Here is a 24577-nt window from a genome sequence, read left to right as displayed (position 1 = left end):
TCACTCTCTACCTACGTCCTTTACTTTGACAACCTTATATTACCACATACCGAAGGCTTTTCTGGTTCAACTGTCGAGATAACAAAACAAACAAACTGTCGTAAAGACGACAGCTCCGATTTTAAGGTAGGTGCAAAAGGCAGCACCTTATTTTTTCTCTGAAAATAACATATTCTCCGTTCCATCTGTTTTAATACGATAGATGTCTCCAAACTCATCATATTGATAGTAAATCCAATTCTCCAATATATTTATTTCTGACATTTCTTTTTCTAGTAATAAAGTGTTTTGGTCACCATTTTTCTTGATTTTATATAAATGATAGTGCTCACCTGCATTTAAATAATAAATCCAATTTTCATCTACAAACATTGATGAAAATTTCTGATCACTTATTTTTATTTCTTTACCATTTTTTTTATCCACTTTAAATAAGCTCTCTTCTTCATCTGTATAATACAGTGACTCCTCATCTTCCCCAGCAATTATCTGGAGATTCGAAAGTGTATCATTTAATTTTTTTAAGTTGTCACCGTTAAGTGACATTGAATATAGTTTCCCGTCATATCCATTTTCATCTATTGGTTTATAAAAATAAATCTGTTCATGATCAACCACGAAATTCATTGTCACTTCTGCTTTTGGTGAATAGATATGTACCTTATCTTTGCCATCCAAATTCATTTTATAAAGACCGTTCTTAATGACATCATAATAGTACACCTGTTCATCAACAACTTGGACATACCAGGCCCCTTCAACTAGCTTCTCCTTTCCGCTTCCATCCACATTTACCCTATATAATATTGGTGTATCAGAAAAAGGCATTACAGTATAATAAATCCATTCTCCCTTCACATTCAGATCCCCAAAACCTTTTGAAGTGATTTTCACATCGTTTGACGACTCTTCCTTTTTGGCCATAATACTATTCCTACTAAAAAACGGAATGCCGGAATTATTATATTTCATAAAAATGAAAAGATTGTCCTGTTTAGCAACAAATCCACCATTCATTACATTGCCATATGAATTCCCCTTTTGATTAGGTACTTCTTTCTCACCAAATTCTTTCCTTGATTTTTCTGAGCACCCGACTAATAATAAAATAACCATAAAAACCCATAAATTTCTTTTCATTTTCGCTTCCTTTATTCAAACTTTTTTCTCTAGATTGCTGCTTTCTCTCAAACCTTCCCAATAAAAAAACACTCCATATCAAATACACTTTGAAGTGAATAATTCTATTAAGATACTAACTGAAGGAATCTTGATTTTTTATTTATGACTATTCTCCACCGGGGAGTCTCCTTTCTCCCAATTTGTTGGTCCCTCTCCACTTGGTAAATATTTATTCCAATATTCACCTGATTGTTTATCAAAAATGATGATATTATTATCATTTGCTGGGACTAACTCATATCTGTATTCACTGTTATTGTTGCTTACATTTTCTGAATCTTTTTCGAATGTGACCTTTAGAAATAAACCCAAAATGGTGAATGCAATGATAATGGCTACACCTATAATGACTGATGAACTGTTTTTCATTTTCAACCTCCCCTATAAAGCCTTAGTTAGCTACCAGTTTTTGTTACTAATTTGACTTAAAATTTTTATCCTTGAGTTTCATAAAAAGCAGCGGGTTAAGTATAGACAACCCTACAATAACAAAAAACAGATCAAAGAATACAGGATCTCCTGCTAAGTTCAACTCATCCGCAATCATTCCTATTTGCCAAGTATTTATTACAGAAACCACTAAGCATATAATGGATATGCTGATAACAGAGAAGCCATTTAATACATAACTCTCTGAAAAATCACTAGTACAATAAAACCAACAAAATTATTATAAACGTAATAAAGACAGGTCCTAAATAATCAAAAGGCATATTTTCCTCCTACTAATTATGTTATGAATATGAACCATACCTTCCCCATAATTTAATAAAAATTGCTTATCTTAGGTCAAATATAAGAGGAAAAACCAAAGCAAAAGGAAGCAAATACAGAAAATCCAAATCAAATAGATAAGAATAAGAAGTGTTGAATATTTTCACACATACGTTACAAATGTTAATAAGGTACTTATTCTTATTTGCTTACTCTCTAAAAAAAACCTTTTTAAATAGCCACCAACAACATTCATCCATTTACCACCTTTGTAAAAAAATACTATGCCATTATATATTTTAGCGTTATTATTCAAACATACAAATCTCTTTAAGTACAAGTTACATAAATATTTTGACCGCCTGAGAATTATGATGTTTTTGAAATAATACGAAGTAGGAAAATTGATGAACGAAATCATATTCCAAAAGAAAAAATAGTACAAAGCAAGGATCATTATTAGGGCTTGTAAAACACACTAGAATGTCTGCTTGGTGACTTTCAAAAAATAAAGGCTGCCTGCAAATGGCAGCCTATACTATAGGTTTCTTTTTCCCTAAAACGGTTTTCAGTTTCTCGGGTTTTTCTGTTTCCCTTATGTATTCAAAAAAGCCAAGGCGGTTTCCCCAAGGGTCGGTAAAAGTTGCCCATTTGACAGGTACTTCTTCTCTTGAGCATATTTCAAAAAACTCGACTTGAAGTTCTTTACTAATCCGATCTCTTTCTTTTTCAATGTTTTCAACACCTAAACGCAGCGGGCCGCTTCCCTCTGATGGGATTCCTTCCACTACTTGCAGCCAACTCCCGGGAATAAGCTCCCACTCGCAAAAACCCTCATGAGGTATAAAATCAGGTTTACGATCTAATAATGTCTCATACCATCGTTGCCCTTCTACTATATCGGTAACACGAAATTGTATAGTCATTTCATATATCATCAATTGTCCCTCCGCCTCATTATCTTTCTAACACAAGGAATTTCAGCTATTTTTCACAAAGATGGAGTACTTTCTCGGATTGCCAAACCCTAGCTTTTCTGCCAGCTTCATCGAAGGTAGATTACTCACAGTGCAATCCCAGCAAGGAACGATCTTATTTTTTAAACAATGATCAATAAAGGCATGCGCTACACTCCTAGCTAAACCCATACCTCTATATTCCGTATTTGTTTCAATATCAATTTCAGCAAAAGCTTTCCCCCTAAAAATAGTCGTACACTCACTTGCGACTGTTTCATTATGTAAAACAGAAAAACCAAACGCCTTTTCAAGAAAATTCGAGACGGAGCCCCAATAATCCTCATAGTACTCCTTGTTATATACACTGTTTCTTATCGTATCTTCATCTATTCTTTGCAAGGTAAACTCTTTTTGCGGATTGAACTCTTCATAGAAGTATTTTTCAGGATGAAAGGTAAAAGAATATCTGCTGATTTGTTTGATTTCTTCTTTTAGTGTAGCTGCCAATAAACGATCCCATTTATCATTCGAGGAAAATAGAGTAAATCGTTTTTCGCCATCCCCCATCTTTGTTTTGCAAAACTCTAGTAAGGACATATTGAATTCATCGTTGGACTCCACACCACAAATAAAATAAATACCAGAGTTTGTTCCTAAAAGAATCGTTTTTGGAAAACTTGAATCATCCACAAAAACACATCCTGGAATGAAATGCTCCAAGACTGAATGAGCGAAAGTTGGAGTTGGACCTTCATTCATATATATAATGGGTGATACTTTTTCAAATTCGTTCTCGGTTAATTGCTTCAATCTACATCACCTTTCTCCTTCTCTTTAGCTTATATTTCTCCATCAACCTTTCAATCCCTTTATAATTCTCCCTATAGTGAATCCTTAAGCCTAGAGGAAATGGCCTTAGAAAAATAATCCATGACAAATAAACGAAATTGCTTGGCAACTGGTGTAAAGTATCGTTTTTCCGACCATCCCAATCCAATCGTCCTTTGGCACGCAGGCTCTGTTATTCGAATTTTATGTGACAACGAATCGGTTTGGTGCAGCCATGTTAATTCTGATACAAAAGCGACACCTAAGCCCTTTCTGACAAGATCTGAGATAACAGCCGGCTCATCGCCTTCAAATGCAATATGCTGAATAAATCCAGCTTCTTGGCAAAATTGATCCGTTAAATTGCGGAATCCAAAACCTGTGTTCATGCTAATGAACGCTTCGTCCTTCACTTCATTAAGATGAATGCTCTCCCTCCCTGCTAACCGATGATTGGGAGGCACAATCAGAAATATTTCTTCCGTTATCAGCGGTTCCCACCTAATATCGGGGCCTTCAATCGGAACGGACGAAATGCAATAATCAATTTCCCCTTCAATAAGCAATTGTTTCATGGAAGATACAGATTTAAGAAATTGTTGAAAACGAACATCTGGATATTCTGATAAAAATGTCCCTAGTAAATCAGGCAGCACTCTTGGAATGGTTACAGCCAACGTAATATTCTTTTGTTCTTGGCCCGCTAATTCAACAATCTCGCGCCTTCCCTCATTCAATTCCGCAAAAGCTCGTTCGACACGGTTCAAGAATATCCTTCCGGCTGCATTCAGCCTGATTTTTCGATGTTCCCGATCGAACAACGCCACTCCCAAATCTTCTTCAAGACGAGAAATGGTTTTGCTGAGAGACGGCTGGGCAATTTGAAGTTGCTCAGCAGCCTTCGTCATATGTTCTAAGCGTGCTACGGTTTGAAAATACTGCAGCTGTAATATTTCCATTTTATTCACTCGTTTCGGATAGTTTCAAATCTATTATTATATAACTAATTATGTATTATACAGTATTAAAAAAAGCCATTATCATGAAATAATCTCATTTAGTTAGAAAGGGCAGGCTCAGTAATGAAAGGATTACAACTCGTACTTCAAGACATAAAAGCAATGTGGAAACATAAACACGGAAGAATCGCCTTGATTTTTCTTTTAGTCGTTCCATTGATTTACTCAGGTTTCTTTTTAGCAGGATATTGGAACCCTTACGGACAGCTGGATCAGCTCCCTGTAGCAGTGGTCAACCTCGATACAGGTTCCGAAATGGACGATAAGCCAATCGAGGCAGGAGATGACTTTGTTAAACAATTGAAGAAGCAGAAAGAATTGGACTTTCACTTTGTATCGGCAAAGGCGGCTGATACAGGGCTTAAAGAGGGTACCTACTATATGGTTGTCACGATTCCAGATGATTTTTCTAAAAATGTCACCACCTTAATGGAAGAAAAACCGGAAGCCGCTAAACTTTTGTATAAAATTAATCCGGGTAAAAACTTCGTTGCCTCACAAATTAGTACAACTGCTGTTGAAAAAATGACCACCAAAATCAATGCCAGCATCACGAAAGTCTATTCAGAGGGCATCCTTTCCAAATTCCAAGATGTTTCTAAAGGCTTAGCAGATGCCGGAAATGGAGCCGAGGAGCTTCATCAAGGAACTGTCGATGCGAAAAGCGGCAGTGAAAAATTAACAGAAGGAGCTCGAAGTTTGAATGATGGTGCCCAGAAGCTACGTACTGGAAGCACCAAGCTTTTGGACGGACAAGAAGCGTTATCTACTGGCGCGGAAGGTCTAACATCAGGTTCCCAGACCTTGTATTCCGGCATGAAACAGCTAACAAATGGGCAACAAACACTAGAAAATGGTATGAACAAGGTGAGCAAGGGAGTTAAAGACTTGTCAGCCGGCAATGCAAAATTGGTTCAGGGACAGGAACAGGCGGAGAGTACAGCTAATATTCTTAAGAAGCAATTGGATGCTTATGTCCAAAGTCATCCTGAAGCAAAACAAGATCAAGACTTCAAGCAAATCCTTGCCTTATCTGATGGATTATCCAATGCGGCCACTACTTTAACCGCGGGGCAAAAGCAACTGGGACAAGGGACGGAAAAAGTGGCAGATGGGCAAGTCGCCCTTCAATCTGGTATGAAAACGTTTGGTGATAAAATGGCGCAAGCTACCTCGGGTGCTAAGCAATTAAACGAGGGAGCAAGCCTTTTCACAAACGGATTTTCAAAATGGACAAGTGGTTTTTCCACTTTAAACACCGGAATCACTTCACTTGCCGGCGGAAGCAGTCAACTAACCAGAGGATCAACGGAACTTCAGGATGGACTTGCTTCACTAGAAACAGGCTCAAACAGGTTATCTTCCAAACTTAATGATGCCGCGGATAAAACATCCAGCCTTCAGTACAGTGATTCCACTACTTCGATGTTCTCTGAACCTGTGCAATTGGTTCAATCCAATCTTTCGGAAGTTCCAAACTATGGAACCGGAATCGCTCCTTACTTTTTGTCTCTTGCCTTTTATGTAGGTGGCATTATGGCTTCCAATATCCTGCCGCTTGGTCGCAGACAGAATATTAAGGTTACCGGAACCGTTCATTTTACAAATAAATTAGGGTTAGTTTATGTAATCGGCTTGATTCAGGCACTTCTCGTGGATGCAGTTGTGCTCCTTGGATTCCATTTACATGTGGCTAGCGTTCCTATATTTATTCTATCAAGCATTATCGTTTCCTTTACCTTCATGACCTTCATTCTTATGCTGGTAACCGTATTCGGTATCGTCGGAAAATTCGCAGCCGTGACCCTTCTTGTATTTCAATTAGCCACTTGCGGCGGAACATTCCCGGCGGAACTCGGAATGTCGCTATTAACCCAACTCGGTCAATTTTTACCGATGGCTCATTCCCTTCAGGAGCTTCAAGAAGTAATTTCATTAGGCGGCTGGGCAAACTTACAGACGCAGATTTGGATTTTACTCGCTTATCTCGTTTCTGCAGCAGTAATTGGCTGGATTACGAGTCATATCCAGCATGCAAAGGTGAATTCAGAGGATGTAGCTTCATAACCTAAAACGCAGTGCCATTCGATTAGAAATGGCACTGCGTTTTTATCTCTCCGCTTTTACTCGCAAAAAAAAGCATGATCACAAGCATTTCCTGAAAAGGAAACACCCATGACCATACTTAATCTTTACCCTATTTTAACATTACTATCTGTATGATTATTACTATTTAGTCATTCAGACATGACTTGTGATTAAGCGGTCTGATATTAAGCGGTCTGATCAGCCTTTTCAGCTGGCTTATCTTTTGCCGGCCATGCACGCTTAATGAATAATGACAAAATCAGCGCCACAGCTGCGATAAAGGTAGACACAAAGAACGAAAAGTTAATTCCATCCAACATGGCCTGCATCCCGATTTGGGCCTGCATTTGATCCATCATCTCAGTAGTAGGCTGGCTTGTTAATTTGCTCATCGCTTTAGTCATTAGATCCTCACCAATCGAAGCTGACCGGTTAGACATAACCGTAACAAGCAATGCTGTACCGATTGCTCCGGAAACTTGGTTCAGTGTATTATTCATCGCTGTACCATGTGGGTTCATACGGGCTGGGAGCGAGTTTAAACCATTTGTCATAATAGGCATCATTGCCATCGACATCCCGAATGACCGGATTGAAAACAATAGTACTATGTGTGTATATGATGTATCCATTGTCAGCTTACTGAAGAAATACGTCGTAATCACCGTGATAAGCAAACCAAGAGAAGCAAGAATACGTGCTCCGAACTTATCAAAGAGTTTACCGGTTATTGGTGACATAAGTGCCATTAAAAGAGCACCTGGGAGCATCAATAATCCCGAATCGAACGGGGAAATGCCTCGGACCGTTTGAGTGTACAACGGCATTAAGATCATCGCTGAAAACATTGCCATATTCAGTACGATCGAAATCGTTGCAGATAAAGCAAACATTGGATGTTTAAAAATCTTGAACTCAAGCATCGGTGTTTCCATTTTAAGCTGGCGTGTAATGAAAAGGACCAGTGAAATGGCACCAACAATTATTGTTAGGTATACCAAAGGACTATCCCAGCCTTTGCTGCCTGCTGAGCTAAAGCCGTACAACAAGCCACCAAAACCTAAGCTTGACAGAATGACTGATATTATATCAATTTTGATATCAACTTTTTCTTTCTTGTCTTTAAGTTTAAAGAACCCCAAAATTAGTACCAGTAAAGCAAGAGGAGTAATAAAGTGGAAAAGCATTCTCCAATCATAATGTTCGATAATCCAGCCTGAAAGCGTCGGCCCGATAGCAGGAGCAAACATCATGACTAAACCAAATAACCCCATCGCGGAGCCCCGTTTTTCAACAGGGAAGGCAGTTAAAAGAACGTTCATTAATAAAGGCATCATAATCGCCGAACCAGCAGCCTGAACCATACGCGCGCCTAATAACAGCGGGAATACATGTGCTACACCTGCAACAATCGTCCCGATTGAAAATAACAGCATAGCTGTCAAGAACAGATTACGCACCGAATATTTTCTTATTAAAAAGGCGGTTGTAGGAATCATGATTCCGTTCACAAGCATGTACCCTGTTGTCAACCATTGGACCGTAGACGTCTCAATGTTCAGGTCTGTTTTAATTGATGGCAGTGCAATATTCAAAAGGGTTGAATTCAGTATGGATATAAATGCCCCGACCATTAAAACAGCTAGGATACCATACGAGCCCTTTTTTTCAGTATTTTGAGCAGTACTCACTTTTTATCTATTCCTCCATTCAAACTAATAGTTCATTTTATTGTACGATAGGTATAACCCAATCTGCATAAAATCTATAATATACCTCTAGTTCATTTTTTGCAATAAAAATTTACTGGTTTAAATAAGGGTTTGTACTGTAATAGAAAATAGAGTACGATTACATTTATACAGGCAGTATAATGAAAATTAGGTGATTTGATGAATAGTCGAAGGCAGAATGTCATCGATACGGCTCATAAGCTGTTTATTGAAAAAGGATATCAAGCCACGTCCATCCAGGACATTTTAGACGGCAGCGGCATTTCTAAGGGTACATTTTATAATTATTTCCCTTCGAAGGGTGAATTATTTATAGCTATTTTCCGTTCCTACTATAAGAAGATTCGCCAAGCCCGTGAAGAACTATTAATTGGTCAAGATTTAGCAGATATTGAAATTTTTATTAAGCAGCTGGAACTGGAAATGGTGGTGAATAAACAAAGTAAATTACTCATCCTGGTTGAAGAAGTACGTGTGTCTAACGACGATGAATTAAAACAATTTATCAACCGAATCCTATTATTAAGCATACGCTGGGTGTATAGTCGGTTAATCGATATATTTGGGGAAAGCAAAAAACCGTATCTGTTAGATAGCGCCATTCTCTTTCATGCGATGATGACCCACATGAATCATTTTAATCATAAAGCCGAAACAATCAGTTTACCGGAAATAAAAGTCATCCGATACTGCATGAACCGAATCGTCAATATAGTCAATGAGGTGGCTGTAAGCGGGGAGCAGATTCTTGACCCAGAGCTAATCGATACATGGATTCCTAATTTCAGGAGCAATCTTCATTCTTGCCACACTGATCTGCTGCAATCCACCTTGGCATTGAAAAAAGCAACAAACAAAGCTCTACCTTACAGCGAAGATCGAGCCAAAGCAATTGAACTGATTGATTTCATCCATGAAGAGCTTACTCAAACCAGCAAACCACGCCTATTTTTGATAGAAAGTTTGCTGAACACCCTAAAAACCCAATACACATCAAATGCCCAGCAATATGTTGAAAATTTCGAAGAAAATATCAACTCCTGCTTGAGCCAATTAGAAAAAGAAATATAAAAGTAGGCTTCTGATGAAAAGGAATGGGCTAACCTAAAAACTAAAGACAAAAAACAGTATGTTATTGAACACATACTGTTTTTTCCAATTTATGAAATGATGGCAGGTCGATTTATTTGTAACGAAGGACGAATTATCTCTCTGAAGGTCGAATTATTCCTGGTCACGGTCGAAAAATCGGCATTGCAGGCTCACTATGGTATTTCTAGCCTAGGCATAACAGGAAAGATCTTCATAATTGAAGGTCTTTCCTACCCTGAGATTCAAGTGAATTAATCAGTCCATTTCTCCTCGTCAGTAACCCACTCTTTATTATTTAAATCGAAGGATTCATAATCGTCATGGATAGAAAAGTAGGCTGACAATGTGATTGCTTGTCCATCTGCTTTTTTCCAGCAATCTGCGACCCAAGTAGCAAACGCTTGTTTTTCAGCAAGGTTAAGTTCTTCTTCATTTTTTTCGTAGAATTCCCAAAAGTCATCTGTTTGATTACCCAAAAGGTGGGTGTATTTTACATTTTCAATTATACCCAGACTACCTGCAAAGATAGTAGAATCCGTACCCTCGTAAAAGACTTCATTAGCTTGTCTATCCATAGAGAACATAGTAATGGATAGGTCAAACCCTGAAGGATCATCTACAAATGCTACAAAATCCAATAATTCCACTTTAGAGTATATGGTATAGTTATGTAACTTCTGAATGTTCTTGATTAATGTTTCGGATCTTGCTTCTAGGTTTTCTTCTACTGACTTCATATAACTATCTACCGTATAAAGTGATTTTACTTCTTCATTTTCTTTGATTGATTTATCCTCAACTTCTTTGCCCGTTTTTTCTTCCGAATTGGCTTTCTTGGTCTCCATATTTGGTTCACAACCCAATAACCCCAACAATAATAAAATAGAAAATAAAACAAATGATGCCTTTTTCAAATTTTTTCCTCATCTCTATAACTTTTCCATCAAATTCTACTTATTATAACAAAACTCGTATCCATAATGGCTCTTTTATTTTGCATACGAAAAAAAGTTGCCGCAGCAACCAAGATTTTTTCCGTACTTCGAGTTTATGTTCTTAAAAAGGCCACTTCTGCTTTACTTGCTAAATTCAAAATAATTATTTGCTAGTCCATATTGAATGAGTTCAGATTTCTTTTTCAAATCAAGTTTTTGCATGATATTTGCTTTATGGTTTTCAACGGTTTTACCGCTAATACTTAACTTTCCTGCAATCTGTATATTCGTATAACCTAATATGATTAGTCGGACGATTTCCTGTTCACGAATAGTGAGGATCGAAGGTTTATCCTTTCCCTTGTTTTTGAATAACTTTTCAACCCGCTCTTTTGGTAGGCCAACCTTGTAATATTTCTTTCCATTATAGACAGTCTTAATGGCCTCGTAGAGCTCGCCTCCTTGGCTATTTTTTAATAGATAGCCCTGAGCACTGATTTCAATCGCTTTCTGAATGTAAATAATTTCGTTGTGCATCGTTAATAGAATCACTTTAACATGCTTCAATTGCTTCAATATTTCTTGAGCAGCAGTAAATCCATCCAGACCGTTCGGGATAGAAATATCCATTAAAATGACATCAGGCTGCATCCTAGCTGCATATATAATGGCTTCCTCGCCATCACCCGCTTCACCGACGATCTCAATATCGGGATAACTTTCTAATAGAAGAACAATACCTTTTCGGATGAGAACATGATCATCGACAATTAGCACTTTGATCATTCAGTTCCTTCCTCCCACTTTGGAATTGTGATTTTGATTTTCGTTCCTTTATCGTTTGCCGTCTCAATGAAAAATTCACCACCTAATTGATCGATTCGCTCTTCAATATGCTTTAGGCCCAATCCTTCATTTTTGATTTCAGCTTTGTTGAATCCCATTCCATCATCTTCAATAATGAGAGATAAGTGATCTGTATATTTACAAAGACAAATGATGACCTTTTTAGCCTGAGCATATTTTAAGATATTGTGAAGTGCTTCTTGGATAACACGATATAGGTTTATTTCAACTGTGGAGTGGCAGCGTTCTTCGACATTTGTCTCAAATGTGATATTTAGATCATTATGGGTTTTCTCAACAGACTCAATCAACGTTTTAATAGTAGGTACAATACCGAGCTGGTCTAAACTATGTGGACGTAATTGAGACGAATACACTTTAATGTCATGCATGACTTTTTCCAGCTCTTTCCTCACTTCTTTGATATAGGAATTTAGGCGTTTATCATCCATGATGTAAGATTCGATTGCTTGAAGTGCTACAGATACCGTGTACAAAGATTGCCCTACTCCATCATGAAGGTCTTGGGCCAACCTTTTGTGCTCTGATTCCTTTGCTTCAATTAGCTTTTTAATCATTAATTTTGATACTCTCATCTCTTCTTCTTTTAATTGAACGGTTTGATCACGTAAAACCAAAAGGTACTCCTTTTGACCATTCCGAGTATCTGTATACATCAGAGCCGTACTCATTTCTACATCTATTTTCTTTCCATGATAAATTGGCATTTTAGATAAAAAATAAGGGACTTCATTATTTTCAATTAAATAGCATTTATGCCCATTCTTCTTCATTTTTCTTTGCTCACAAAATGTACAAAAAGGAACGCTATCATGTAACCCCCAGCCTGTTAATCTTCTAGCCGATTGATTCATCATAAGGATTTTTCGTTCTTGATTCATGATAATAATGCCATCTTGTATGTTTTGAAAGATTTGCTGTAAATACTCATTGTCAATTTGACCAATATCTAGCATAAACCAGTACTCCTTGTTTTTAAATTAGACGTTATGACCATTTTGATTGTTCTACCATTCCAAACGATTTGAACACTTATAAAAACGCATTCTTTCATAAATACAATTTACGAAAAGCTGATTCTAAAAAGAATCAGCTTCAGACTGTAGACAAACTCGATGAAAATCGAGTTTGTCTACAGTTTTTTTATGGCTTGTATTGAACGTTGATTGGAACGTAGGGCACTCGCTTTCCGCGGGCGGTCCGGGGAGCCTCCTCGACTTGCGCCTGCGGGGTCTCCCTTAGACGCGCTTTTCCCGCAGGAGTCTCGCACCTTCCGCTCCAATCAACTTTGTTATAAAATTTAGATAGAACCTTTTTTGCCTACAGTCATTTTTGTTTTAAAATGGAAGTATTTTGAGGTGATAAGGATGCTTTCTAAACATGATTCTATTCAGCGAGATCAACTTGAAATGATTACTTTAGATCAGCTGGTGCCAGCGATCCATTTGGTTCGAAAAATTATTCAGAGGTAGGACGCCCAAGTATTGATCCAGTTATTTTAGTTAAACTGACATTCATTCAATATACCCTCGGTATTCGTTCAATGCGTAAAACGATTGAAGAAGTTGAAACAAATATGGCTTGCCGTTGGTTCTTAGGCTATGGTTTCCATGATAAAGTGCCTCATTTTTCAACGTTCGGAAGCTGATTCTAAAAAGAATCAGCTTTTATACCGTTGATCATTCTGTTTTAGTTACGCACTTCTTTTGCCCATGTTGAATAACCGCCTGTCATATTGACAATATTACTAATTCCTTTTGCTTGCAGAATACTCATTGCGATAGCAGAGCGAACCCCTGATTGACAATGTACTACTATTTTCTTATCTTTTTTCACTTCATCGATTCGTTTTAGTAAATTTCCAATCATGATGTGCTGTGCTTGTTCCATATGTCCTTCATTCCACTCTGTTTCATTTCGGACATCCAGTACATGGACTTCATTATTATCGATTAACGGTTGTGCTTCTAGCGGTGTAATGCTTTCATACATTTCTAATGAAGATGACGGAGCACCTTTAAGGATTTCTTCAACATCCCCAAACCCTGCTACATCATCAATTCCAATAGAACGAAGGGCTATTAACATTTCTTGAACAATTTCCGGATCGACAAGTACATAAAGCGGTCTTGTATAATCGACAAGCCATCCAGCCCAGGTTGTGAAAGATTTATTAAATGGGATGTTGAGAGTTCCAGAGATATGTTCCTCTGCAAAAGCTTCAGCCGTCCGTGTATCTACTATTTGATGACCTTCAGCCATGACCTTCTGCATTTCTTCAAAAGAAGAAATCACTTTTAATTCTTGTAAATTTTTGATTAATTCAATGCCTACTTTGTTAACATGCTTCATCACAGCAAAATAGTAAGGAGGTTCTGGCTGACCTTCGAGCAATGCACGACTAAATGATTGCTCATCATTAAATTTCATAGCCCAGTTGAACTGTTTTTCATAACCTACTGTAGAAGAAGGAACAGCACCAAGTGCCTTTCCACATGCACTTCCTGCTCCGTGAGCTGGCCATAATTGTAAATAGTCAGGTAGTTCTTTAAATCTTTCAATCGATTTATACATCGCTTTAGCACCTGATTCAGAAGTACCTTGGATCCCTGCTGCTTTTTCCAATAAATCAGGACGTCCAATATCACCAACAAAAACAAAGTCTCCTGTAAAGATACCCATTGGTTTATCAGCACCACCACCGTGGTCCGTTAGCAAAAAGGATATACTCTCAGGGGTATGTCCAGGAGTATGCATAGTTTCAAAAACTAAGTTTCCAATTGTAAACTTGTCGCCGTCTTTTAACAATTGGTGTGGTACATTTTCAAGGTTTTGATATTTCCAATCTTTATCTCCTTCATCAGAGATGTACATTTTTGTATCAAACCGATCTGCCAATTCCCTGGAACCTGATACAAAGTCAGCGTGAATATGGGTTTCTAAAGCTCCGACGATATTCAGATTCTCTTTCTCAGCCGTTTGAATATAAGGAGTGATATTGCGCATTGGGTCCACAACTACCGCTTCTCCTGTTGCCTGACAACCAACTAAATAAGATGCATGTGCCAATTTCTCATCATAAAAGTAACGTATTAACATAGATCATTTTCCCCTTTCAAATCTTTCTGGATCTTTTTCATTTATTATTTCTAATGCTGCTTGTACATAGCATAATCCCCTTTTTACAGTAGGATCCTTCATCCATTTCATGACAGAGAAAAATGTAACGTTTTGGGGATTACAATCGGCTCTTTCTTTGACTCTCTTAATAAGAGACAGACCATCTTTCCCTTCCTTGAGAATAGGCTCTGTATATTCCTTTAGGTTTGACAATAAATAATCCGTAGACTGTTTGTCCTTAATAATATCTGTGACAAAGTCCATTATATTTTCTACCTGCTCAATCATACTCACAAGTTTTGGAACTTTCTCTATTAAAGTAATCAGCGCTACAACCGTTTCACCGTTAATGTTCAATGTAGAAAGGGTTTGTTCATATTTATTGATGGATTCCTTATCTTGGACAACTGATTTTCCAAAGTCCATAATATTTTCAGCAGATTCCAACGTTTTCTGAATATCAGGTAACTTCCCTAGTAGTGCCGTTAATGATTCTTGAACTTCAGGTTTCTCTAGCTCATTGATCAATTGTATCATGTCTTTATTTGTATTCGTCTCAGAATACCCCATACCTGCATCCTCCCCTCTGTTCACGTATTTTTACATAGTGCCTTTTAGCATGCCATTCCAATACATGATCGGGAGCAAGTCCTTCTTCATGACGTACATGCTCGTACGCTCAACAGCCTGATTGAATGGCATAGATTCACAAGGTTCTTTGTTGTAATCAAATTCAGCTAAAACGAGTTTATTATAACCAGTCACAATCGGACATGAAGAATAACCATCATAACTAGCCTTCATAGGCATATCACGCATCAAGGCCATTATATTCTCGGCTACTACTGGAGCCTGTTTACGGATGGCCGCTCCTGTTTTGGAAGTTGGTAAGTTAGCGTTATCACCTAAACCAAAAACATTTTTAAAGTAATTATGTTGTAAAGTGTGTTGCTGTACATCGACCCATCCGTTTTCATCTGATAACGGGCTGTTTTTAATAAAAGCGGGAGCTTGCATTAAAGGCGTTACATGAATCATATCGTAAGCAATCTCTTCTATCTCATTAGTATCCAAGTTTTCAAAAATAGCGATTTTCTCATCTGCTTTAATCTCAATCAGATTTCTGCGGAAACGAGCATCAATATTTTTTCTTTCTACTACCTTCTCAAGTGCAAGTCGATACTTTTCCACATCGAAAATAGCAGGATTTGCGGAACCAAATATGACTTTTGAGCGATTACGAATATGTGAACGATTAAAATGATCTTCTGCTAAATACATAATTTTTTGTGGAGCGCCACCACATTTAACAGGTGAAGCTGGATGTGTAAACAACGCCGTTCCACCTTTAAATGAACGGATTGTTTCCCATGTGTAATCCACATGTTCATAGGAATAGTTGCTGCATACGCCCTTTGTCCCTAAATTTTCTTGTAGTCCTTTAATTCCTTTCCAATTGATTTCTATACCACTGGCAACAACCAGATAATCATATGAGATGGTTTGTCCTTGATTTGTTGAAAGACTATTTGTTTCAGGAGAAAACGCCGTAACCGCTGCTTGAATCCATACAGCTCCCTCCGGAATAACACTTTGCATGCCTCTCTCTGAGGTCTCTTTCTTAGCGGCCCCTCCACCTACTAATGTCCATAATGGTTGATAATAATGTTTGACTGCTGGATCTAAGATGGCGATTTCACCTGAAAGTGAATGAGATTGACGTAATAATCGTGCTGCTACAGAAATACCTGCAGAACCCCCTCCAACAATGACTACTTTGTATGAACTTTTCATTTGAACATCCCCCTTTACAACTTTAATCATAGTTGAAATATTTTTCATAAAATATAGGGGATTTCCCCTAATTTTGAATAAACTTTCAATATGAGGAAAGGCCATGTGTACGGAACCCTCAGCATGATAGAGAATAATCCATAATTACTTTCACAAAATATCCATCCAAATTTTAATTGCTGTCGCTAAAATAAGGATAGACAATATCCATTGTAAAACCTTTGTATTCATTTTTTGTCCCGCTTTTGCTCCCAGAGGAGAAGCGATTAAACTAGCAACAATCATGACCAATGCTGGTACTAAAAGCACCTGACCGGTAGCAACTTTTCCGATAGTCGATCCGATAGATGAAATAAACGTAATCGCAAGAGAAGTGGCAATCGTCATCCTTGTCGGAATTTTAAGAACCACAAGTAGAATCGGAACTAAAATAAAGGCACCTGCCGCACCGACAATTCCAGAAGCTCCGCCCACAATAAAAGCTAAAATGGTTGCTAACCACTTATTAAAAACCACTTCATGTTCGGGCTTATCATCATTGTTCTTCTTTGGAATGAACATCATAATGACGGCAATTGTTGCAAGGACTGCATAAACAATATTGATTGTAAACTCTTCCATATATTTAGAACCGAAACCGCCAATCAATCCACCAAGTAAAATCCCTGAACCCATGTAAATGATCAAATCTTTATTTAACAAACCACTTTTCCGGTATGCCCAAACACCGCCAATAGTGGCAAAGAACACTTGGACAGCGCTGATTCCTGAAACTTCATGAGCATTAAAAGCGGCAAATCCTAATAATGGCGGTATATAAAGAAGCATCGGATACTTAATAATCGAACCGCCTATCCCCACCATTCCTGAAAGATAGGATCCGATAAATCCTAACAAGAAAATCAAAAAGATAAATGAAACATCCATAAAATGTTTTCCTCCCCTTTGTACCCATCTGTCTTTTCATCTATAAGTATAGAACGCTTAACTTTTGGAACCTATAGGGGGTTTCCCCTATAAAACTGGATTGATTGGTTGAAATGACAAAATTCTAAACTATATAGGAAGGTAGACAACTTATGATATAGTTCTTAAATCCCAAGTTAAAAAGCTTCAAATGTGAAACTTCATTTAATGGGTATAATAATAGTACTGATTTATAAAATTTGGAGGTGCTTGGCTTAATGAGTGAACTGCTCCATTTAGAGGTGACCTATTTAAAACGGATTTTTGAGAGCATTCAGGATGGGATCATCATCATGGACCAACAACGTCATATTATTATGATGAATCCATCCGCAGAGCATTTAACAGGTTGGAAACTTAATGGAACGGTTCCCTTTTGTACCTATTGTGAAAACAGGAATGTACAACCTGGAGAGAATACCTGTTATTTACTGCAAAATGATGAAGTTCCCTATTTCCTTTCCAAAATGCCTACCTATCATGGAGAGAAAATCGATGTGGAAATGAGTACGGCGCTTGTCTATCATGACAGGAAAAGTAGCCGGAAAGAATATTTATTGGTGCTGCGCGATCAAAGTGCCAAGAAACGCGAAGAAGAAGCAAGGATCTCTAAGTTAATGATCAAAAAGTTAATTGATGCAAAAGAGTCGGAACATAAGAGGCTTGCCAAGGAGCTTCATGATGGAGTTGGTCAATCTTTATTTAGTATCTCGGTTGCCCTTCAAGCCATTGAATCGTATATCAATGATGCTCGGTTAAATACATACATAGGCGAAGTACGAAAAGAATTAGAGAAAGTGATGAATGATGTAAAAGACTATTCGCAACAATTAAGACCGCATAGCTTAGATCAGTTAGGAATCGTCGCCGCTATTCATACGTTGATTGCTTCTGTGGAAAGAAACAACGCTAAGCTTTCGATCTCATTTGTGACAAATGTTGAAGAGCGCTGTCAATCTCCGGTGGAAATAAATTTATACAGAGTGATTCAGGAGGCTCTTCATAATACACTCAAATACGCCCAGGCTTCCAAGATATCTATCCGACTATTCCGTACTGAAGCTGGATTGACCTTGACTATTAATGACAATGGCAAGGGCTTTAATCCAGCTGAGCTCGGAAACCCAGGCCTCGGACTCAAGCATATGGATGAAAGAGTGGACCAGCTAGGGGGAACATTCGAGCTTGAGTCTATTCCTACTAAAGGCACAAACATCAAGATTTTCATTCCACAATGGATGGAGGATCAGCATGATTAATATATTGGTTGTTGATGATCATATTCTGATCCGGAAAGGCATTGTCTTATTATTGGAAAGCTATCCTGACCTGCACATTGTCGGAGAGGCTGGTGATGGAGAAAGCGCCATACTTTTAGCAAACCGGGAAAAACCGGATGTGGTTTTAATGGATATCTCGATACCTAATGGATTGGACGGTTTTACCGCTACTCAGGAAATCTTAAAACAGGTAGAAAGGGTAAAAGTGATTCTGCTTACCATGCACAATGAAGAGGTATATATTCAAAAAGCGGTGCAGATTGGAGCCCATGGTTACTTATTAAAAAGCAGTCAGGGTGGAGAGTTATATGAAGCGATTACAGCTGTAATGAAGGGAAAAAAACATTATCATGTCGGATTGCCGCCTGAGCAATTGGAAAAAATCTTTCAAAGCACAGGAAAAGCGGAGCCTTCGATCTTAAGCGTTAGAGAAAAAGAAGTTGTGCGTTTTACGATTCTAGGATTCACAAACAAGGAAATTGCCACAAAGCTACAAATTAGCGTGAAGACCGTTGAAAACCATAAAGCGAACATTATGCAAAAATTACAGCTGAAAAATAAGTCGGAACTAATTCAATATGGCTTGAAAAATAATTATTTGGATTTACATAGCTAATCAACAAACTGTTTCTTTCGGGAAGCAGTTTTTTTATGTCTTTATGAACGTTTGTTCAAAAAATGTCCATTTTTAAGTCATGGATAGGGGAAAACACCTATGTGTTCACTTCTTCCACACTCCTATACTTTAGGTAAGTTAAATAGAGAAAGAAGTTGACAGTTATGGGTAAAAAACATGAAAAAAGATTAGCTACACTCGCGATTGGTGTGTCCATTATTATGTTTCTTTCATTGCTTTCAAAATTTTTCTCGTAAATAAAATGAAAAAGGAAGCGGGGTCACAACGATGTTTGAAAACAATATGGCCATGTACAGCCGATATTTAACCGAATTAACATTAGCATTTCATATTATCTTTGCGACCATCGGGGTCGGTGTCCCGATGATGATCGCCTTGGCTCAATGGATTGGCTTGAAGAAGAAAGACCCACATCTTCTGTTATTGGCTAGACGCTGGGCACGTGGGTTTGTCATTACCGTTGCCGTTGGAGTCGTGACAGGAACAGCGATCGGCCTGCAATTAAGTTTGCTTTGGCCGAATTTCATGGAATTGGCTGGGCAAGTAATCAGTCTCCCATTATTCATGGAAACATTCGCATTCTTCATTGAAGCCATCTTCTTAGGTATTTATTTGTATACATGGGATCGATTTAAGAATCCTTATCGTCATCTACTTTTATTAATTCCAGTTGTCATTGGATCTTCCATGTCTGCTGTTTTTATAACGATTGTGAATGCATTTATGAATGCTCCACAAGGATTTGAATTAACCAACGGAGTAATTACAGCAATTGATCCATTGAAGGCGATGTTTAACCCAGCCACACCAACGAAAGTGGCTCACGTTCTCTCATCCGCTTATATGACATCTGCCTTTATTCTGGCTTCGATTGCCGCCTTCCGTATATTGAGAGGCAGCAAGCATGCGTATCATAAGAAAGCTCTTCATTTGACACTTGGCGCAGCCTTCATCTTTTCCATCACTACTGCGCTGATTGGCGACTTCTCAGGGAAGTACTTGGCTGAGTATCAGCCTGAAAAATTGGCCGCTGCCGAATGGCATTTTGAAACAGACACGGAAGTGCCGCTCGTATTATTCGGTTATTTGAACGATGACAAAGTAGTGAAAAACGCGATTTCCATTCCTTATGGTTTAAGTATTTTGTCCAATAACCTACCCAGCACGGAAGTCATCGGGCTAAATGAGTTTCCAGTGGATGAACAACCGCCGCTTTATATCCATTACCTATTTGATTTAATGGTAACAATCGGCATGGGCCTTACCTTTTTATCCACACTATATTTGGTACTTGTTAAATGGAAACAACAATGGATCTACAAAAAGTGGCTAATGATTACTACCTCTTTATCTGGTATCGCAGCCGTTCTAGCCATTGAACTAGGTTGGATTTTTGCTGAAGTAGGACGCCAGCCTTGGATTTTAAGAGGATATATGAAAACCATTGATGGAGCAACCGCTTCACCTCACGTGGATGTCTTACTTGTGGTCTTTGCGGTCTTGTATTTGGCCCTAGGCATTGGCAGCATAATCGTCTTACGTAAAATGTTCAAACAAAACACAGCAGAAACTGAACTGAAAGAGCTTGGGTTATAGGAGAAAGGAGGATTTGCAATGTCATTAGAATTGCTTGGCATCACCGTCTTATGGATCTTTTTATTTGGCTACCTCATTGTTGCTTCCATTGACTTTGGAGCTGGATTCTTCAGTGCATACAGTGACTTCTCTGGAAGAAAGCATTTGATTCATACCATCATCCAGCGATATTTATCTCCTGTATGGGAAGTGACCAATGTGTTCCTGGTATTCTTCTTTGTCGGGATAATCGGATTCTTTCCGAAAACCGCGTATTATTTTGGATCGGCCCTGTTAATTCCGGCAAGTATTTCCATTATCTTGCTAGCAATCCGCGGTGCCTATTATGCCTTTGGGACTTATGGAATGAAAAACAACCGTATTTTAACCTTTTTATATGGAATGACAGGAATTCTAATCCCTGCATCTTTAACAACGGTGCTAACGATTTCCGAAGGAGGATTCATTTCTGTCAAAAACAATGAAGTACAGCTTTTGCTCGGAGAACTGCTGAAAAGTCCGTACTCCTGGAGCGTTGTCTTACTGTCCATCGTCAGTGTTTTGTTTATTTCAGCAAGCTTTCTGACATGGTACGCCTACAAAGCGCATGACTTTCAAGCACATGCCTTGCTTAGAAAATACACATTGGCTTGGAGCTTCCCTTCGATTTTGGCGGCCATCACCACATTTTACAGTCTGAAGCTTCATAATGGTGTTCATTTTGAAGCGATGATGGACCAAGCCTGGATGTTCCTTATATCAATTGTATTTTTCATGACCGCAGTCTACTTTTTTTATAAAAAGAAACGTTACGGAATGGCTTTCATAAGCGTTGTACTTCAGTATGGATTCGCCTTCTTCGCTTATGGATCCTCACACTATCCGTACCTGCTTTATCCGTATTTAACCATATATGATGGATTTACCAACCAAACGATGGCCATCGCCCTTGTCGTCGTATTTATACTGGGCTTACTGATTCTTGTGCCATCTTTGTACCTGGTGCTCAAACTATTTCTTTTCAACAAAAAATACGTTCAGGGAGAACGATAGGAGGAAAAAAACATGCATCACTTTCTTATCACCTACGCACCGCTCTTAGCCGTCGCCGCTTCTATAGCTGGAGTATTTATTTGGGGAACAAAAAGCAAATTCTTGGAGAAACAAGATTTTTGATGATCCAAAACAAGCGGAAACAATTTAAGGGTTCACAATACACACAAAAAAGCAGCTGTTCAAGCTGCTTTTTTGTGTGTATTGTTGAACGATAATGGAAAAATGCAAAAGCATTGATTGTCAGGCTGCCCGACTATTATGGGGCCACTTCACAGAACTCCTATCTTCAGCCTACATTGAATGGATTGGCAGCAAATAAAATGACCGTTTTTATTGGGGACTTAAAAACGCCAAGAGAATATGTCTACTTACCGGATCAAAAATGATCGTGGAAATAGCAGAAAAAGACGACTCCTATGGAGAAGATTGGAACATCCCTGGGCCTAGGCTAATTTCCGGAAACGAAATCATTCAAATTGCCCGTCAGGTAACAGGACAGAAAAGGATGGTCCTTCCCCTAACAAAAAAAATCATTCAGATACTCGGCTTGTTTAACCCATTCATGAAAGAAGTAATGGAAATCATGTATTTAACCAAAGAAGGGTTCATTCTGAATGGCGAAAAATATGAAAACCTCATCGGCCCCATCCCTAAAACCCCATACAAAGAAGGAATGGAAGAAACACTCCGACTTTTAATGATGGAAAACTGAATTCTTTACTTTCGAAGATATAATTGCGGTTTTCGTCGATATATTCTTACTTTCGAAGATATAACTGAGGTTTTCGTCGATATATTCTTACTTTCGGAGATATAACTGAGGTTTTCGTCCAATATGTAACATATCCATTCTATTAAAACGCTGTTTTTTGGTAAAAAACAGCGTTACTTCTCATTAAGTCCCTCTTTTCATCGAATCTAATTCATTTTCTGTTTTCAATATCTAATTGATTACTATTTTTTTTGTTAGAATTCCACAAACAAAAATAGCATCATGAATGATAACATTCACAATGCTCGTTAAGAAACTGACTTTGAAATCCTACAGCAATTGAATCATTAGCTCGACATTGGGCATCTTGTGAGAATACTTTTACCAATTCTAGAGATTTGGCTATCTCCAAGCACACACCCTCGTTTTTCTCTCCCTGACAAACTGGAATTAGTTTGCCTTGATATTAATAGATTTTTCCACTTCTGCTGCTTGATAGGGGAGTGGTTTTTCAAATTGACAATCTTTCAATGAAATTACCTTTGTCTTATTAAAAACCTTGTACCCTAACCATATCACTAGAAATATTGGTAAACCAATATAGGAGACTGCGACCCCATACCAGTCAATACTGCCGCTTAGAAACGCCTCGTAATTCTGCCCTGCAATGACAACTATACAAAGAAAAAATGAAAGAATCGGACCGAATGGGAACCATTTTGCTTTGTATTTTAACTCGTTTAAGTCACCGCCCTGTGCTACGTACGCACGTCTAAAACGATAATGGCTTACGGCAATTCCAATCCAAGCGATAAATCCCGTTAATCCTGAAGCATTTAATAGCCATGTAAATACATGATCCCCAAAAACAGATGTTAAAAAAGCTAGTCCTCCAATTATTGCCGTGAGAATCAAGGCATTCATTGGGATTCCCCTTCTGTTAACTTTAGCTAGAAACTTTGGAGCCTGATTATCTTTTGCCATCGACCATAACATTCGAGTTGATGCATAAAGCCCCGAGTTCCCTGCAGAAAGTAATGATGTCAAAACAACAGCATTCATGACAGAAGCAGCAAACGCAAATCCTGCCCGTTCAAAAACAAGCGTGAAAGGGCTTACAGAAATATTATCTACATCCCCACCTAATAAACTTGGACTTGTATATGGAATTAACAGCCCGAGTATCAAAATGGCTCCGATGTAAAACAATAAAATGCGCCAAAATACTTGTCGAATCGCATTCGGAACATTTTTTTCAGGATTCTCACTTTCGCCAGCAGCAATACCAACTAGTTCTGTACCTTGAAAAGAAAATCCAGCGATTAGAAAAATACTAATGATCGATAAAAATCCGCCCTTGAAAGGAGCCTCGCCCATGGTGAAGTTTTCAAATCCAATCACCTCTCCACCAAAAACCCCTAAGATTGTCAATAATCCAATTATGATAAAGAAAATAATGGCCACAACTTTTATTAGGGAAAACCAATATTCTGATTCACCATAACTTTTAATGGATAAAGCATTTAGCATAAAGACGAGTCCAAGAAACAAGGCACTCCATATTATGCTTGGCACTTCAGGCAGCCAGAATTTCATGATGATGGCTGCCGCAGCTATTTCCACAGCAAGGGTAACCGCCCAGTTAAACCAATAATTCCAGCCAAGTGCAAAACCAAATGCTGGATCTACAAAGCGTGTCGCATAGGAAGAAAATGAACCCGATACAGGCATGTATGTAGCCATTTCTCCCAAGCTTGTCATAAGGAAATAAACCATGATCCCAATGCATGCATATGCAGCGAGAGCACCACCAGGTCCTGCACTTTGGATAGTCGCACCACTTGCCAAAAATAAGCCAGTTCCGATAGAACCTCCAATTGCGATCATGGTCATATGCCTTGCTTTTAAGTTTCTTTTAACTGTCGGTTCTTGATTTTCAATGAGATTCATGTCCATATGGTTTCTACCTCATTTTCTATTAAAATTAAAACTTTAAGAAATATTATAAGAGATTTGTCTT

General features: G+C 38.2%; 21 protein-coding genes and 2 pseudogenes. 9 read left to right on the top strand and 14 right to left on the bottom strand.

Annotation, left to right across the window (positions count from 1 at the left end; translation table 11 throughout):
- Nucleotides 1-147: 147 nt before the first annotated feature.
- From ACQKMR_RS20935 to ACQKMR_RS20915, 5 genes are all read right to left on the bottom strand, one after another.
- A complete protein-coding gene (locus ACQKMR_RS20935) occupies nt 148-1140 on the bottom strand; it encodes a DUF5050 domain-containing protein (protein WP_427699044.1) in 993 nt (330 codons plus the stop codon).
- 138 nt (nt 1141-1278) lie between these two features.
- Nucleotides 1279-1551, bottom strand: a complete 273-nt coding sequence (locus ACQKMR_RS20930; RefSeq protein ID WP_427699043.1) for a hypothetical protein — start codon at nt 1549-1551, stop codon at nt 1279-1281.
- Between the two features lie 878 nt (nt 1552-2429).
- The gene (locus ACQKMR_RS20925; RefSeq protein ID WP_427699042.1) at nt 2430-2834 is read right to left on the bottom strand and encodes a VOC family protein; all 405 of its coding nucleotides are present in this window, start codon (nt 2832-2834) and stop codon (nt 2430-2432) included.
- Nucleotides 2835-2876: 42 nt separating this feature from the next.
- Nucleotides 2877-3665 (bottom strand): GNAT family N-acetyltransferase, encoded by a 789-nt coding sequence (locus ACQKMR_RS20920; protein WP_427699041.1) that lies wholly within the window; start codon nt 3663-3665, stop codon nt 2877-2879.
- Between the two features lie 71 nt (nt 3666-3736).
- Nucleotides 3737-4642 (bottom strand): LysR family transcriptional regulator, encoded by a 906-nt coding sequence (locus ACQKMR_RS20915; protein WP_427699040.1) that lies wholly within the window; start codon nt 4640-4642, stop codon nt 3737-3739.
- Between the two features lie 123 nt (nt 4643-4765).
- On the opposite strand from ACQKMR_RS20915, the gene ACQKMR_RS20910 reads away from it, so the two are divergent.
- Nucleotides 4766-6769 (top strand): YhgE/Pip family protein, encoded by a 2004-nt coding sequence (locus ACQKMR_RS20910; RefSeq protein WP_427699039.1) that lies wholly within the window; start codon nt 4766-4768, stop codon nt 6767-6769.
- Between the two features lie 206 nt (nt 6770-6975).
- On the opposite strand, the gene ACQKMR_RS20905 is transcribed toward ACQKMR_RS20910, so the two are convergent.
- Nucleotides 6976-8424, bottom strand: a complete 1449-nt coding sequence (locus ACQKMR_RS20905; protein ID WP_427699086.1) for a DHA2 family efflux MFS transporter permease subunit — start codon at nt 8422-8424, stop codon at nt 6976-6978.
- Between the two features lie 258 nt (nt 8425-8682).
- Between ACQKMR_RS20905 and ACQKMR_RS20900 the strand changes: the two genes are divergently transcribed.
- Nucleotides 8683-9594 (top strand): TetR/AcrR family transcriptional regulator, encoded by a 912-nt coding sequence (locus tag ACQKMR_RS20900; protein ID WP_427699038.1) that lies wholly within the window; start codon nt 8683-8685, stop codon nt 9592-9594.
- A gap of 272 nt (nt 9595-9866) precedes the next feature.
- Here the strand turns inward: ACQKMR_RS20900 and ACQKMR_RS20895 are convergent, their stop codons facing one another.
- The 3 genes from ACQKMR_RS20895 to ACQKMR_RS20885 all read right to left on the bottom strand — a co-directional run bounded on the left by ACQKMR_RS20895 (nt 9867) and on the right by ACQKMR_RS20885 (nt 12373).
- Entirely contained in the window at nt 9867-10529 is a 663-nt protein-coding gene (locus tag ACQKMR_RS20895; RefSeq protein WP_427699037.1) for a hypothetical protein, read from the bottom strand.
- 162 nt (nt 10530-10691) lie between these two features.
- Nucleotides 10692-11336, bottom strand: a complete 645-nt coding sequence (locus ACQKMR_RS20890) for a response regulator (protein WP_427699036.1) — start codon at nt 11334-11336, stop codon at nt 10692-10694.
- Nucleotides 11333-12373 (bottom strand): ATP-binding protein, encoded by a 1041-nt coding sequence (locus tag ACQKMR_RS20885; protein ID WP_427699035.1) that lies wholly within the window; start codon nt 12371-12373, stop codon nt 11333-11335. The genes ACQKMR_RS20890 and ACQKMR_RS20885 overlap by 4 nt, the downstream gene beginning before the upstream one ends.
- Nucleotides 12374-12784: 411 nt before the next feature.
- Between ACQKMR_RS20885 and ACQKMR_RS20880 the strand changes: the two are divergent.
- A pseudogene (locus ACQKMR_RS20880) lies at nt 12785-13059 on the top strand (transposase); the annotation flags it as partial.
- A 47-nt stretch (nt 13060-13106) separates the two neighbouring features.
- On the opposite strand, the gene ACQKMR_RS20875 reads toward ACQKMR_RS20880, so the two are convergent.
- The 4 genes from ACQKMR_RS20875 to ACQKMR_RS20860 form a co-directional block, all read right to left on the bottom strand.
- The gene (locus tag ACQKMR_RS20875) at nt 13107-14516 is read right to left on the bottom strand and encodes an MBL fold metallo-hydrolase (RefSeq protein WP_427699034.1); all 1410 of its coding nucleotides are present in this window, start codon (nt 14514-14516) and stop codon (nt 13107-13109) included.
- A gap of 3 nt (nt 14517-14519) precedes the next feature.
- Nucleotides 14520-15107, bottom strand: coding sequence for a hypothetical protein (locus tag ACQKMR_RS20870; RefSeq protein ID WP_427699033.1), 588 nt, complete (start codon nt 15105-15107; stop codon nt 14520-14522).
- Nucleotides 15108-15137: 30 nt separating this feature from the next.
- Nucleotides 15138-16331, bottom strand: coding sequence for an FAD-dependent oxidoreductase (locus ACQKMR_RS20865; RefSeq protein ID WP_427699032.1), 1194 nt, complete (start codon nt 16329-16331; stop codon nt 15138-15140).
- Between the two features lie 150 nt (nt 16332-16481).
- Nucleotides 16482-17258, bottom strand: a complete 777-nt coding sequence (locus tag ACQKMR_RS20860) for a sulfite exporter TauE/SafE family protein (protein ID WP_427699031.1) — start codon at nt 17256-17258, stop codon at nt 16482-16484.
- Between the two features lie 257 nt (nt 17259-17515).
- On the opposite strand from ACQKMR_RS20860, the gene ACQKMR_RS20855 reads away from it, so the two are divergent.
- The 6 genes and pseudogenes from ACQKMR_RS20855 to ACQKMR_RS20830 form a co-directional block, all read left to right on the top strand.
- Nucleotides 17516-18556 (top strand): PAS domain-containing sensor histidine kinase, encoded by a 1041-nt coding sequence (locus ACQKMR_RS20855; RefSeq protein WP_427699030.1) that lies wholly within the window; start codon nt 17516-17518, stop codon nt 18554-18556.
- Nucleotides 18549-19193, top strand: a complete 645-nt coding sequence (locus ACQKMR_RS20850) for a response regulator (protein WP_427699029.1) — start codon at nt 18549-18551, stop codon at nt 19191-19193. Before ACQKMR_RS20855 ends, ACQKMR_RS20850 begins: the two co-directional genes overlap by 8 nt.
- 288 nt (nt 19194-19481) lie before the next feature.
- A complete protein-coding gene (locus tag ACQKMR_RS20845; protein WP_427699028.1) occupies nt 19482-20810 on the top strand; it encodes a cytochrome ubiquinol oxidase subunit I in 1329 nt (442 codons plus the stop codon).
- A gap of 18 nt (nt 20811-20828) precedes the next feature.
- A complete protein-coding gene (locus ACQKMR_RS20840; RefSeq protein WP_427699027.1) occupies nt 20829-21842 on the top strand; it encodes a cytochrome d ubiquinol oxidase subunit II in 1014 nt (337 codons plus the stop codon).
- Nucleotides 21843-21854: 12 nt separating this feature from the next.
- On the top strand, nt 21855-21965 hold the full coding sequence (gene cydS, locus ACQKMR_RS20835) for a cytochrome bd oxidase small subunit CydS (RefSeq protein ID WP_427615371.1): 111 nt from the start codon (nt 21855-21857) through the stop codon (nt 21963-21965).
- A gap of 95 nt (nt 21966-22060) precedes the next feature.
- A pseudogene (locus ACQKMR_RS20830) lies at nt 22061-22557 on the top strand (epimerase); the annotation flags it as partial.
- 450 nt (nt 22558-23007) lie between these two features.
- Here ACQKMR_RS20830 and ACQKMR_RS20825 read toward each other — a convergent pair.
- Nucleotides 23008-24513 (bottom strand): amino acid permease, encoded by a 1506-nt coding sequence (locus tag ACQKMR_RS20825; protein ID WP_427699026.1) that lies wholly within the window; start codon nt 24511-24513, stop codon nt 23008-23010.
- Nucleotides 24514-24577: the final 64 nt, after the last annotated feature.

Source organism: Peribacillus sp. NPDC096540 (genome assembly GCF_050278525.1).
Classification (GTDB): Bacteria; Bacillota; Bacilli; order Bacillales; family DSM-1321; genus Peribacillus.
The sequence above is the reverse complement of the archived record's forward strand: the minus strand, read 5'-3'. Positions and strand labels throughout refer to the sequence as shown.

Excerpts from the sequence above, each read along its gene's own strand:
- ACQKMR_RS20935 (WP_427699044.1), bottom strand. The coding sequence starts at position 1,140 with ATGAAAAGAAATTTATGGGTTTTTATGGTTATTTTATTATTAGTCGGG.
- ACQKMR_RS20930 (WP_427699043.1), bottom strand. The coding sequence starts at position 1,551 with ATGAAAAACAGTTCATCAGTCATTATAGGTGTAGCCATTATCATTGCA.
- ACQKMR_RS20925 (WP_427699042.1), bottom strand. The coding sequence starts at position 2,834 with ATGATATATGAAATGACTATACAATTTCGTGTTACCGATATAGTAGAA.
- ACQKMR_RS20915 (WP_427699040.1), bottom strand. The coding sequence starts at position 4,642 with ATGGAAATATTACAGCTGCAGTATTTTCAAACCGTAGCACGCTTAGAA.
- ACQKMR_RS20910 (WP_427699039.1), top strand. The coding sequence starts at position 4,766 with ATGAAAGGATTACAACTCGTACTTCAAGACATAAAAGCAATGTGGAAA.
- ACQKMR_RS20905 (WP_427699086.1), bottom strand. The coding sequence starts at position 8,424 with ATGGTCGGGGCATTTATATCCATACTGAATTCAACCCTTTTGAATATT.
- ACQKMR_RS20900 (WP_427699038.1), top strand. The coding sequence starts at position 8,683 with ATGAATAGTCGAAGGCAGAATGTCATCGATACGGCTCATAAGCTGTTT.
- ACQKMR_RS20890 (WP_427699036.1), bottom strand. The coding sequence starts at position 11,336 with ATGATCAAAGTGCTAATTGTCGATGATCATGTTCTCATCCGAAAAGGT.
- ACQKMR_RS20885 (WP_427699035.1), bottom strand. The coding sequence starts at position 12,373 with ATGCTAGATATTGGTCAAATTGACAATGAGTATTTACAGCAAATCTTT.
- ACQKMR_RS20875 (WP_427699034.1), bottom strand. The coding sequence starts at position 14,516 with ATGTTAATACGTTACTTTTATGATGAGAAATTGGCACATGCATCTTAT.
- ACQKMR_RS20870 (WP_427699033.1), bottom strand. The coding sequence starts at position 15,107 with ATGGGGTATTCTGAGACGAATACAAATAAAGACATGATACAATTGATC.
- ACQKMR_RS20865 (WP_427699032.1), bottom strand. The coding sequence starts at position 16,331 with ATGAAAAGTTCATACAAAGTAGTCATTGTTGGAGGGGGTTCTGCAGGT.
- ACQKMR_RS20860 (WP_427699031.1), bottom strand. The coding sequence starts at position 17,258 with ATGGATGTTTCATTTATCTTTTTGATTTTCTTGTTAGGATTTATCGGA.
- ACQKMR_RS20855 (WP_427699030.1), top strand. The coding sequence starts at position 17,516 with ATGAGTGAACTGCTCCATTTAGAGGTGACCTATTTAAAACGGATTTTT.
- ACQKMR_RS20850 (WP_427699029.1), top strand. The coding sequence starts at position 18,549 with ATGATTAATATATTGGTTGTTGATGATCATATTCTGATCCGGAAAGGC.
- ACQKMR_RS20845 (WP_427699028.1), top strand. The coding sequence starts at position 19,482 with ATGTTTGAAAACAATATGGCCATGTACAGCCGATATTTAACCGAATTA.
- ACQKMR_RS20840 (WP_427699027.1), top strand. The coding sequence starts at position 20,829 with ATGTCATTAGAATTGCTTGGCATCACCGTCTTATGGATCTTTTTATTT.
- cydS (WP_427615371.1), top strand. The coding sequence starts at position 21,855 with ATGCATCACTTTCTTATCACCTACGCACCGCTCTTAGCCGTCGCCGCT.
- ACQKMR_RS20825 (WP_427699026.1), bottom strand. The coding sequence starts at position 24,513 with ATGGACATGAATCTCATTGAAAATCAAGAACCGACAGTTAAAAGAAAC.